General features: G+C 65.7%; 10 protein-coding genes. 8 read left to right on the forward strand and 2 right to left on the reverse strand.

What is annotated here, in order from left to right:
• Window positions 1–162: 162 nt before the first annotated feature.
• Both AC1DYK_RS25275 and AC1DYK_RS25280 read right to left on the reverse strand, forming a co-directional pair.
• Window positions 163–975: a class I SAM-dependent methyltransferase gene (locus tag AC1DYK_RS25275; protein ID WP_478168785.1), complete on the reverse strand. Its 813-nt coding sequence runs from the start codon at window positions 973–975 to the stop codon at window positions 163–165.
• A gap of 152 nt (window positions 976–1127) precedes the next feature.
• Entirely contained in the window at window positions 1128–1910 is a 783-nt protein-coding gene (locus AC1DYK_RS25280) for a DUF2189 domain-containing protein (protein ID WP_478168786.1), read from the reverse strand.
• Between the two features lie 284 nt (window positions 1911–2194).
• Here AC1DYK_RS25280 and AC1DYK_RS25285 point away from each other — a divergent pair, with 284 nt between their 5' ends.
• The 8 genes from AC1DYK_RS25285 to AC1DYK_RS25320 form a co-directional block, all read left to right on the forward strand.
• The gene (locus AC1DYK_RS25285) at window positions 2195–2878 is read left to right on the forward strand and encodes a redoxin domain-containing protein (protein ID WP_478168795.1); all 684 of its coding nucleotides are present in this window, start codon (window positions 2195–2197) and stop codon (window positions 2876–2878) included.
• Window positions 2879–3101: 223 nt separating this feature from the next.
• Window positions 3102–4580, forward strand: a complete 1479-nt coding sequence (locus tag AC1DYK_RS25290) for a DUF1254 domain-containing protein (RefSeq protein ID WP_478168787.1) — start codon at window positions 3102–3104, stop codon at window positions 4578–4580.
• Window positions 4581–4584: 4 nt separating this feature from the next.
• Window positions 4585–5406 carry a peroxiredoxin-like family protein gene (locus tag AC1DYK_RS25295; protein WP_478168788.1) on the forward strand — a complete coding sequence of 274 codons (822 nt, stop codon included), beginning with the start codon at window positions 4585–4587 and terminating at the stop codon, window positions 5404–5406.
• A gap of 49 nt (window positions 5407–5455) precedes the next feature.
• The gene (locus tag AC1DYK_RS25300) at window positions 5456–6322 is read left to right on the forward strand and encodes a PAS domain S-box protein (protein ID WP_478168789.1); all 867 of its coding nucleotides are present in this window, start codon (window positions 5456–5458) and stop codon (window positions 6320–6322) included.
• Window positions 6323–6480: 158 nt separating this feature from the next.
• A complete protein-coding gene (locus AC1DYK_RS25305) occupies window positions 6481–8238 on the forward strand; it encodes a carboxylesterase/lipase family protein (protein ID WP_478168790.1) in 1758 nt (585 codons plus the stop codon).
• 248 nt (window positions 8239–8486) lie between these two features.
• Window positions 8487–8870: a hypothetical protein gene (locus AC1DYK_RS25310; RefSeq protein ID WP_478168791.1), complete on the forward strand. Its 384-nt coding sequence runs from the start codon at window positions 8487–8489 to the stop codon at window positions 8868–8870.
• A gap of 311 nt (window positions 8871–9181) precedes the next feature.
• A complete protein-coding gene (locus AC1DYK_RS25315) occupies window positions 9182–10873 on the forward strand; it encodes a methyl-accepting chemotaxis protein (protein WP_478168792.1) in 1692 nt (563 codons plus the stop codon).
• A gap of 55 nt (window positions 10874–10928) precedes the next feature.
• The coding region (locus tag AC1DYK_RS25320) for a methyl-accepting chemotaxis protein (RefSeq protein ID WP_478168793.1) at window positions 10929–12096 on the forward strand (1168 nt) is incomplete at its 3' end.

The raw sequence follows: 12096 nt of genomic DNA on the forward strand, positions 1-12096 counted from the left end.
GGCCGCGCGTGCGGCGAGATACGAAGGCTCCGCATAGAGCCCCCAGCGGATCGCGCAGATGCGCCGCGCCTCCTGGTCCAGCGGCGGCTCGGACGGAGTGATGGCATGTGGTTGCAGGGGCCTGCGGATGCCCAGCCTCAGCTCGGGGAATTCCGGACTCCGCTATCCCGCCGCCACGATCACATGCGCCTGAATCTTGCCGGCCACCGGGCCTTCGCCACGGCGGCTGGCGATCGCCTGCGTCGCGCGGTCGGTAGCGAGCTGAAGCAGGCTGGCGTCGCGGGCCTCGATTTCGTTGCGCAGCGGCGTTCCCTGGCAATAGGCGGTGGCGACGTCGCGTGCCGAGGGCGCGCGACTCAGCTTCTCGCGCGTCTCGACCTCGATGTCGGTGAACCCTGCGCGGCTCAATTCCTCGCGGATCAGTGCGATATCGTGATAGCCGTGCGGCGTTCGGGCGAGGAATCGCGGAGGGTCGTGCGGAAACACCGCGGCGAGGGCGTGGGTGACGTCGTCGGCAAAGGCGTTCTCTTCGATGCGGTCCCAGACATTGAAGACGAAGCGCCCGCCTGGCCTCAGCACGCGACGCGCCTCGGCGTAGCCGGCGACCCGGTTGGGGAAGAACATCGCGCCGAACTGGCAGCAAACGACGTCGAACGAGGCATCTTCGAACGGCAGGTCGAGCGCGTCCGCCTGCCGCCATTCGATTCGGCTGTCGGACCCTTGCCGGGTGGCGGCATAGTCGAGCATGGGCTGGTTGAGGTCGGTCACCACGTAGCTCGCGGCGGCGCCGAGTTTGGGCGCCAGCGCCCGCGTGACCACGCCGCTGCCGGCCGCCGTTTCAAGCACCGAGCCGGGCGAGGAGGTTGCGACAAGCTCCGCCAGGTCGGCGGCATAGGCCTCGAAGATCAGGGGGACCATCAGCGTGTCGTAGAACTTCGGGATCGAGCCCGCGAACACCTTGTCGCTCTCAGCCATGAGACCCCCTTGAAAGTTCTGAACGGCGCCCTTGACCCCTCATTCCAGAGCTGGCCAGGCTTCTCCAACCGAGCCGCCGCCTGGTTGGGCTTTGGCGACGTTTCGCTATGGTGGCCACGCATGCGACCCTCGTCAACGGTGCCCGCGCAGGATCACCCGTCCACCATCTCGCGATAGGCGTGCCAGCTCCCGTGTGCCAGCCACGGGAAGATGACGATGAGCCCGAGCATGAGCGTCGCAAAACCGAGGGCCGTCAGCATGGCGATCAACGCAGCCCACAGCAGCATGGCCACGGGATTGCGGGCGCAGCAGCGCAGGCTGGTCAGGGCGGCGGTGATCACGTCCACGGGGCGATCCACCAACAGCGGCACGCTGACGACGCCGAGCGCGAAGACAAGCGCTGCCACCGCGGCGCCAACCGCGAAGAAGGCAACCACAAGACCGACCGGCTGGCCTGACAGCAGCAGCGCCGCGGGCAGGTGCGACGCGTGCTGCACTTGCTCGGTGAAGAACAGTGCGAAGACGATCGCTGCCAGGCGCTCCCAGGCAAAGTACGCCAGCGTGAGCACCAATCCGAACAGCGCTATCGAGCCGGCGTTGCCGCGCCACGCGCGAAGAGCCAATGCGGAGTCCGGCGCGGCGGACTGCTCCCGCTGGCGCGACAGTGCGTACAGGGGCATCGCGACGAAGGGTGCCACCAGCAAAAAGCCGCCGAGCAGAGTTGGCGCTAGGTAGGTGGCCTCCCAGGTCGCGGTTGTCAGGGCCAGGCCTGCAAACGCAACCAGCACACCGATGCCGAGGCTCAGGCCTGGCAGGAACGCCAGATCGCGTGCGCCCAGGCGCAGCCAGGCGAAGGGCCGCATCGCGCCAACCAGGCGCACGGCGGGGGCCTCCATTGACGGCGGGAGAGATTGACTGTCGAGCGGGTGTTCCATGGCGCACACTCCTTTCGTGAAGCCCGCGCTGGAGCCAGGCGGCGTCAGCGCTACTGCCAGCATAGTCAGTCCGCGCGCGCATCGCCAGTACCTGAATCACACGAGCTCACACCGGTGATCTGCCAGATCCATCGCGCAGAGGGCCACTTCCGGTCGCGTTGCCCCCGTTCCGCAGCCTGGCGCTGCGCGCGACCTCGACCTCGGCACCTCGACCGTGCTATCTTTCCTCGCCTCGGACATCAACGCGATCCGTCGATCGGCCTCAACCGGCCCGGAGGATTCTCATGGCTTTCCGATCGCTGGGACCCGGCGACCCTGCGCCCGACTTCGCTCTGCCGGCGGTCAATCGCGAAGGCAGCATCTCGCTCGCCGACTACCGTGGCAAGGGACCGGTGCTGGTGGCGCTGTACCGCGGCCTGCATTGCCCCTTCTGCCGCCGCCAGATCGTCCGTCTGTCCGCCACGCAAGAGACGCTCGCCGGTGAGGGGGTGGAGACCGTCGCAGTCGTGAACACGCCGCTCGAGCGTGCGCGCCAGTACTTCCGATACCGGCCGACGCGGATCCTGCTCGCCGCCGACCCCGACGTGCACACGCACCATGCCTTCGGACTGTTCGAGGCACAGGTGCTTCCCGACGACGCCGATCCGAACGATGTGCATTGGCCGGAGACGACCACGATCGCTCGCTTCACCGAATCGACGACATTGTCTCGACCGGAAGTGCCGCAGGCGATGAACATCTTCGCCGCCATGGAGGCGCTGAACAAGGAGGACGCATTCGTGGCGACGGAAGTCGATCAGCGCATTGCCCAGGCGCACGGCTTCCAGGGCTCGGGCCACTTCCTCATCGATGCCGAGGGGATCATCCGCTGGGCGTTCATCGAAGCCGCCGAGCGGGAGGCAGAGGTCTGTCAATTCTTCAGCGGCGACGAACTGATCGCCGCGGCACACGCGCTCGGCCGCCATTGACCGTCGCGGCTGAAAGTCGCGGAGCTCGCTGCCGGACTGCGCGTCAAGTGGCAAATAAGCGCCTGGCGTGTCTCAACGGACCGAACCGGCATGCGATACCCAAGACCAAGGTGCATCGACACTGCCCTTTAGGGCAGTTGTCAACCCATCGAGGCTGCTGTCATCATCGCGCGGGTCGCTGCAATGGTGCACGGATCACGATCTGCAAGACAGAAGGGCAAACATGAAAGCGGAATTTCCTTCACTCGTGAAGTGGGCATCGATCGCCACTGCCGCGGTGGCCTTGATGGCGGGCTGCGCCAGCAAGAACGATCCCGTGGCCCAGGCCGCGAGAGTTGACGCCGCCAAGGGCATCGCCGCGCCCGGCTTCGCCGAAACCAAGGCCATCGCGGAGGAGGCCTTGATTTACGGGCTGCCGCTGGTCATGAACTATGCGGTGATGTACGAATACGCCGTCGACAAGGGCGGGCCGCAATTCAAGGCGCCATTCAACCAGATCAAGAACGAGTCTCGTGTCTTCACCTACCAAGACACGGCCATCATCACGCCCAACAGCGATACCCCGTACTCGTTTGTCTGGCTGGACTTGCGCGCGGAGCCGATGGTGATCTCGGTACCGGCAGTGGACAAGCGGCGCTATTATTCGGTGCAGTTGATCGACGGCAACACCTACAACTACGGCTACATCGGCAGCCGCGCCACGGGCAGCGAGCCGGGCCACTACATGGTGGTCGGTCCCGACTGGAAAGGCGCGACGCCCCCCGGGATCAAGAAGGTCTTCACCGCGACCACTCCCTTTGCCTTGAGCGCCATTCGGACTCAGCTCTTCAACGCCAAGGACATGCCGAACGTGGTGAAGGTGCAGGCGGGCTACAAGGCGCAGCCGCTGTCCGCCTTCCTCAAGCAGCCTGCGCCAGCGGCTGCGCCGGCTATCGATTTCCTCCCCGCCACGACCAAAGGGATCAAGGAGAACTACCTGGCGTATCTGGATGCCGCGCTCCGGTTTGTCCCCGAGACGGCGGCAGACCGGGATGTCCGGGCCCGGCTCGCCCGTATCGGCATCGGCCCGGGCAAGACCTTCGAATTCAAGGATCTTTCGCTGGAACACAAGGCGGCCGTCGGTCAGGGGCTGAAGGAGGGTGAGGAGAAGGTCGACAAGTTCCTCGCCAGCGGCGTCAGGAATGTCAGCGGCTGGAACATCGGCGCGTTCTTCGGCGACCGCGCTTTCTATAACGGCGATTGGCTCAAGCGCGCCGCTGCGGCCAAGGGAGGGCTCTACGGGAACGATGCCGTGGAAGCGGTGTATCCGTTTACACGCGCCGACTCGAAGGGCGAGGTGCTCGACGGCAGCAAGCACAACTACACCATCACGTTTCCAGCCGGGCAACTTCCACCGGTGAACGCCTTCTGGTCGGTGACGATGTATGACGGCAAGAGCCAGTTCCTGATCAAGAACCCGATCAATCGATACCTCGTGAATTCGCCGATGCTGTCGGCGATGAAGAAGAACGCCGATGGATCGCTCACCCTCTACGTCCAGAAAGAGTCGCCAGGCAAGGCGTTGGAATCCAACTGGCTGCCTGCACCGAGCGACACCCTCTTCCTGGTGATGCGCCTGTACTACCCGAGGGAAACACCCCCTTCCATCTTGCCGGCCGGCGAAGGCACGTGGAAGCCACCGGGAATCGTGGCGTCGAAATAGGGGTTTGGAGCACGCCCTTGGAACGGGCATCTCTGACCACGTCGAACTGCACGCAGCATCCGACGTGGAGCGTTGTGCTCACCAGCGACAGGTGATACGGTCGAATGCCGTCGTTCAACCGGGCGACACCCAAAGGAGATATTCCATGGGAGACCAGAGACGCCCCCTGCCACCGGGAGAGCCAGCGCCCGCGTTCACGCTTCCCGCGGCCAACGGCGAAGGAACGGTCTCCCTGGACAGCTTGCGCGGTCGTCCATTCCTGATCGGCTTCTATCGGGGTCTGCATTGCCCGTTCTGCCGGCGCCAGGTGCTGCAGCTCGCGAGCGTGGAGCCGCCGTTGCGCGCCATGGGGGTCGAGACCCTTGCCGTCATCAACACGCAGTTGGACCGCGCCAGCCTGTATTTCAAGTACCGGCCGACGCCGGTCACGCTTCTGTGCGATCCCGATTGCCTCACGCACCAGGCCTTTGGCGTGCCGCATCTCGAGTTCCTGCCTGATGGAGACAACGGCCAGCCCGAGTGGCCCTATCGCGCGAGCATGGCGCAGTTCGCTGCGGCGCGAATCAACCCCACCGGCGAGCTGTCCGCGCCGACGCAGCCAATGGACGCCAACACCGCCCTCAACGCCAAGGACGGGTTCGAACTGGACGAAATCGACAGTGCCATCTTCGCGAGCCACGGCACCCAGTTGGTCGGACACTTTCTGGTCGATGCGGCAGGCATCGTCCGCTGGGTACAGATCGAGGCGGTCGATGGGCCGAACAGCCTCTCCACCTTCCCGAATGCGGCGCAGATCATTGCCGCCGCTGGCGGCCTTGGACGGTGACCGACAGCGGGTGCCGGTCCATCGCCAGGTCCGTGGATCAGTCCGTTTCATGAATTCCGCGGAAGTCATTCCCTTCGAAGCCATCGTCGAGCAGTCGGTCGCCGGCATCTACGTGATCCAGGACGACCGCTTCGTCTACGCCAACAGCACCTGGGCCGCCATCGCCGGCTATGCACGGGAAGAGGTGATCGGCATGCCGCTTTCTCGCATCGTGCCGCCGGACTTTCTGGACGAGGTGCGCCAGCGGGTGCAGGCCCGCCTGCAAGGCGATCCGCCCAGCATGCACTTCATCACCCGCGGGCTGCATCGCGACGGCCACGTGGTGCTGGTGGAGGTGCACGGTTCGCGGATGGAATTTCGAGGCCGCCCGGCGGTGATCGGCGTAGGGGTCGACGTCACCGAGCGCATGCACAACGAGGCCGAGTTGCGCCGCCTGCTGGCGCAGGTGCAGGCCTTCAGCAGCCGCACGGCCGCCAGGCTCGAAGCGCAGCGCAGCGCCTTCGCGCGCGAAGTGCAAGAGGTGCTGGGCGGCATGCTGAGCAGCATTCGCACCGACGCGGCGCGCGTGCTGCACGGCGCCCAGGGCGGCGAGTTGCAAGGGCTGACCGAGCGGCTGCTGGCCCTGACGCGGCAGACGGTCGACGCCGTCGGCCAGATTGCCGCGGCCCTGGGCCCCACAACGGACACGACACCGCGGGGGCACATCGCGCGGCCGCCGCACCGGCGCCTGAGCGCGCGCGAGCAGCAGGTGTTGCCGCTGCTGATCAAGGGCCTGTCGCACACCGAGATCGGCGCGCGCATGGGCATCAGCGGCAAGACCGTGAGTACGCATCGCAGCAACATCTTCCAGAAGCTGGGCGTGGGGAGTACGGCCGAATTGGTGCTCTACGCGGTGCGCAACGACCTGGTGCCCTGAACCTGCGCAGCGGCAGCTAACGCGCAGGCGCGCATTTGTCAATCAGCCGATTCCGAGGCGCTGTTGGGGATTGACCAGTAGGCCCGGCCCTTCGATTGTTTCCAGAATGCTCACGTGAGCCGGCAGCGTTCCCGCGCGACAACAACAAGGAGACAACTGTGAACCTCAACACACTGCACGCGCCGCTGGCGCGTTGGCGGCGCCTGGCCCTGGCCGGCGCGGTATTCATCGCAGCCCAGCTGGGCCTGAGCCCGGCGCTGGCCGCCTATGACCAGCAGCTGACCCGCCAGCTCGACGCCGGGAAGATCTACGGCAAGGCGGATGCCGGCAACACCCAGGCCTTCCTGGGCGTGCCCTTTGCGCAGCCGCCGGTGGGTGCGCTGCGCTGGCGTGCGCCGCAGCCGCCGGTGCCCTGGAGCGGCTCGCGCGCGACCACCAGCTTTGCGTCCATGTGCGCGCAGGTCGGCAGCTTCTTCGGCGAGCCCGACCCGGCCACCTTCGACCAGCCGGTGGGCAGCGAAGACTGTCTCTACCTCAATGTCTGGCGGCCCAACTCCAGCGCCGACAAGCTGCCGGTGCTGTTCTGGATCCATGGCGGCAGCAACCTCAAGGGCTCGGCGCGCGAGCCGCTTTACAACGGCGCCTACCTGGCGGCCAAGGCCAACATGGTGGTGGTCACGGTGCAGTACCGGCTGGGCATGCTGGGGTGGCTCAAGCACTCGGCGCTGGCCAGCGGCGATGCCAGGGACGACTCGGGCAACTACGCCACGCTGGACCTGGTGCGCGGCCTGGACTGGGTGCGCACCAACATCGGCGCCTTTGGCGGCGATGCCAACCTGGTGACGGTGGCCGGGCAGTCGGCCGGCTGCATCAACACCTGGGGCCTGCTGCAGTCGCCCTTGGCGGCCGGCAAGTTTCAGCGCGCCTTGTGCATGTCCGGGATCCCCAACGGCTACCCGTCGGCCGTGGGCCAGCTGGCCGCCGACGATCTGGTCAACAAGCTGCTGGTCGACAGCGGCCGAGCGTCCACGCCCGAGCAGGCCGCGGCCCAGCGCCTGAGCATGAGCCCTGCCGAGGTCGCGGCGCTGCTGCGCGGCGCCACGGCGGCGCAGATCATGAAGCTCACGCCGTACCCGGTGGTGCCCGGCCACTTCACCGACGGCACGGTGATCCGCGCGAGTGGCCTGGTGGGGCTGGTGGCGGGCAACTACAACAAGATGCCGCTGATGATCGGCTCCACGCACGACGAAGGTTCATACTTCGCCTACTCCTTCGGCATGGGCAAGCCGAGCGCCCAGGAGTACTGGCAACTGGCCAACTACGCGGCGCCCGGCACCGTCACGGTCAACGACCTGATCAAGCCGGAGTTCCAGCCGATCTACACCCAGACGCATGAGGCCATCAGCTACGCCCTGGACAACGTGATCGACAACGTCGTGCGCCTGCTGCGCCTGCAGCAGGGCGGCATCTACCGCTACAACTTCAACTGGAACGACACGCCGCAGCCCTGGAAGGACACCTTCTCGGCCTTCCACGGCATCGACATCGGCTCGCTGTTCGGCAACTTCGTCACCAGCGAGCCCAACTTCATGCACTTCGCCTGGAACGCCGGCAACGCGGCCAGCCGCCAGGCACTGTCGGACCGCTTCATCAAGCACTTCTCGACCTTCGCGCGCACCGGCGCGCCCACGCAGCTGTTCGACGGCCAGACGCCCTGGCCCGACTGGACCAACTTCACCTGCTGCGCGAAGCGCATGATCTTCGACAACACCTCGTACATGTCATCGGCCGACTATTTCTTCTTCTGGCCGCGCTACGCGCTGTTGTCGCCGCAGCAGAAAGACTATGTGTGGAAGGCGATCGACTTCAATGCGCTGCCCGCAAACGTCGATCCGCTGCGCAACGGGCCGCACTGAAGAGGAACTCCCCGGGCAATTTTCACGTAGACAAATACCCGCCGCCAGCCTAGACTGTTTTCAACCAGTCACATTGAACGCATTCATCGTGTCCATGCACCTGTCGATTTTGAGCTTTCGCACCTTCGTTGCCGGCGAGCAGCGCGGTCGAATGATGTTGGGCAGTTAGCCCTCTCAATTCGCCAGACGCCCCCACTCAAAGGCAACGAGTTCAGCTCGTTGCCTTTTTGCATTTTTGGACCTGAATCATGTTCAATCTCAGTTCCTTGACGCGGTGTTTGCCGCCCTGGCGGGCGAACGCGGGACCGCCGGACAACGTTTCGTGGTGGCATTTTTCGGCGGTCTTCGCCTGCTGCGCTTGTGTTGCCGGCTGCGACCTCACGCCAAGCGTCCTCTTCGTCGCGGATGGAAGCCCGGTTCGCCTGCTGCAACTGACCGACGCTCAGGGGGAATGCCCTGCGCCGCGCCGGGTCTGCTTCCTGGCGACTTGGGATGGACAGACAGCCCGTGGCTGCTGGGTGCGCGAGGAGGCCCACGTTCGCGTCGCTCTGTCCAATGAAGAGCGAACGGTGCCGGTGGTTGATTTTCGACCCACTGCATACGCCGAGTATCGACACGCATCGTTGAACTAGCCCCTGCGTATGCGGGCCTGGACGGAGGTTCTGCTGGGGTGGCAGGGCGTGGAGTCACCGCGGAGGACTTGGCGCCCCAAGTGTCCAAAGCCACCCGGAGACTCACAAACCCCACCTGTGGCCGCTCGGTAGCTGTCGGTCGTTGCATACGCGCTCATCTTTGGATGGCGGCACGTGGTCGGCTTCGTGGGAACCAGGCGTACGACAGGTCACGGCCTGATTTTTGACGGCGAGGACTTCAAGTTTTGTCTTCGCTGCCGATATCCGGACGTGGTATCGGGCCGTTGCATCGCTCAGTGCGACGCCGGCCCGTGGGCCAAGCCCTTGTCGACGCGTCTTCCTCTCAAGAAAGTAGAGCCATGAATCTGCGAAATCTCAAGATCGGTGTGCGCCTTGGCGGCGGGTTTGCTGCCATGCTGCTGCTCTTAGTGTTCATCTCTGGCATCGGCATCCTGCGGCTCGATGCCGTGGCTGGGTCGACCTCCGTCATGGTCGAGGAGGCGCTGGTCAAGGAGCGCCTGGCCAACCAGTGGGCCAACCTGCTCGGCCCCAGCATCGTCCACTCCTTCGGTCTGGCGAAGGCCGCCGACCCCGAGAACGAGGCCTATTTCAAGAAGAATCTCGGCGAGGGCATTGCATCGATCAACCCGGTGCAGCAGCAGATGGACAAGCTGCTCACCGAGCCGGAAGAACGCAAGCTCTTCCAGGCCGTGGCGGACGCGCGAAAGCTGGTGCTGGAACACCTGGCGGGCATCAACAAGCTGAAGGCTGCCGGGGATCGCGAAGGCGCCAGCAAGCTCGCCGATACGCAATACCAGGCAGCCCTGGTCGTCTACAAGCAGGCGGTGAACCATATCGCCGACGCCCAGCGTGCGCAGATCGACGTCATGGCGGGTGAGATCCAGCAGAACCACCGCAGCGGCCGGCTGATGCTGATCATCCTGTCGGGCGTGGCGGTGCTGGTCGGTGCGCTGTTCGCGTGGCGATTGACCGTCGGCATCGTGAAGCCGATGCGTGGCGCGGTCGAACTGGCGCAGAAGGTGGCTTCCGGCGACCTCAGCACCCAGGTGAGCGCGGGCTCGCGCGACGAGGTCGGGCAGCTGCTGACGGCGCTGAAGTCGATGAACGACAGCCTGCACAAGGTGGTGGGCGAGGTGCGCAATGGCACCGACACCATCGCGACGGCATCGAGTCAGATCGCCTCCGGCAACCAGGACCTCTCGTCGCGCACGGAGCAGCAGGCCAGCTCGCTGGAGCAGACGGCGGCTTCGATGGAAGAGCTGACCTCGACGGTCAAGCAGAACGCCGACAACGCCCGCCAGGCCAACCAGCTCGCCGTATCCGCCTCGGAAGTCGCCGTTCGCGGCGGCAGCGTCGTGAGCCAGGTGGTCGACACGATGGGTTCGATCAACACCTCGTCGCGCAAGATCGTCGACATCATCGGCGTGATCGACGGCATCGCCTTCCAGACCAACATCCTGGCGTTGAACGCGGCGGTAGAGGCTGCCCGCGCTGGCGAGCAAGGCCGCGGCTTCGCCGTCGTCGCATCGGAAGTTCGCAGCCTGGCGCAGCGCTCGGCCGCGGCAGCCAAGGAAATCAAGGGCCTGATCGACGACTCCGTGGGCAAGGTCGAGGTGGGCAGCCAGCAGGTGGCCGAAGCCGGCAAGACGATGGAAGAGATCGTGACCAGCGTGAAGCGGGTGACCGACATCATGGGCGAGATCACCGCCGCCAGCCAGGAGCAGACCTCGGGCATCGAGCAGATCAACCAGGCCATCACGCAGATGGATCAGGTGACCCAGCAGAACGCCGCCCTGGTGGAAGAGGCCGCGGCCGCCGCCGCCTCGCTGCAGGAACAGGCGGCCAGGGCCGCCGGTGCGGCCGTCAAGCCGGCTTCGAAGGTTCGCGCCAAGGCCGCGGCGAGCACGCGCGACAAGAAAGAGACCCCAGCGCCCCAACCGTCGGTGGCCGGCACCGGCGCGGGCGACTGGACCGAGTTCTAGACCCGGGCGCGATGCTGTCCCGACCCATCCGTTCAATCATTGAAAGAAGAGTGTCATGAGTGTGAGAGATCTGAAAATAGGTACGCGCCTGGGCGTCGGCTTCGCCGCCATGCTGGTGCTGATCGTCCTCATTTCCGCGACCGGCATGCTGCGCCTGGCCAATGTCGGCAACGCCACGCATCAGATGGTCGAAGGCCCGCTGGTCAAGGAGCGCATGGTCGGCGAATGGGCCAAGCTGCTCGCGGCCAGCATCGTGCGCACCTTCGCCATCGTCAAGGCGACCGACAGCGCCACCGAAGCCTATTTCAAGAAGGAGCTCACCGCGGGGCAGGCGCTCATCAATCCGCTCCAGAAAAAGCTCGAGGCACTGCTGACTTCGCCCGAGGAAAAGAAGCTCTATGCCGAAGTGGCCGATGCGCGGCGGACCGTGCTCGAGATGCTGGGCACCCTGAACAAGCTCAAGGCCGCCAATGACATGGAAGGCGCCAACAAGCTGGCCGACAACCAGTTCGCGGCCGGACTCGCGACTTACGAAAAGGCAGTCGGCGCCCTTGCCGCCCACGAGCACGCCCAGATCGACGCCACGGCGAAGAGCATCGAGGAAGAGCACGACGCCGGCCGCACTTCGATGGCCGTGCTGGCCGCTGTCGCGCTGGTGGTGGGCGCCTTGCTGGCCTGGCGCTTGACGGTCGGCATCGTTCGCCCGCTGGGCCAGGCCGTGAAGGTGGCCGAGACGGTGGCGGCCGGTGACTTGAGCGCGCGCATCCAGGTGGAAAGCCGCGACGAGACCGGCCAGCTGATGCAGGCGCTGAAGCACATGAACGACAGCCTTGCGAAGGTGGTGGGCGAAGTGCGCAGCGGCACCGACACCATCGCGACCGCCTCGGGCCAGATCGCCACCGGCAACCAGGACCTGTCGTCGCGCACCGAGGAGCAGGCCAGCTCGCTGGAACAGACCGCGGCCTCGATGGAAGAGCTCACGAGCACCGTGAAGCAGAACGCCGACAACGCGCGGCAGGCGAACCAGCTGGCGGTCTCGGCCTCCGAGGTGGCGGTGCGGGGCGGCAGCGTGGTGGGCCAGGTGGTGGGCACCATGGGCTCGATCAACGCCTCCTCGCGCAAGATCGTGGACATCATCGGCGTCATCGACGGCATCGCCTTCCAGACCAACATCCTGGCGCTGAACGCGGCGGTGGAAGCGGCGCGCGCCGGCGAGCAGGGCC

It is taken from the genome of Variovorax sp. P2_H12 (genome assembly GCF_056403395.1).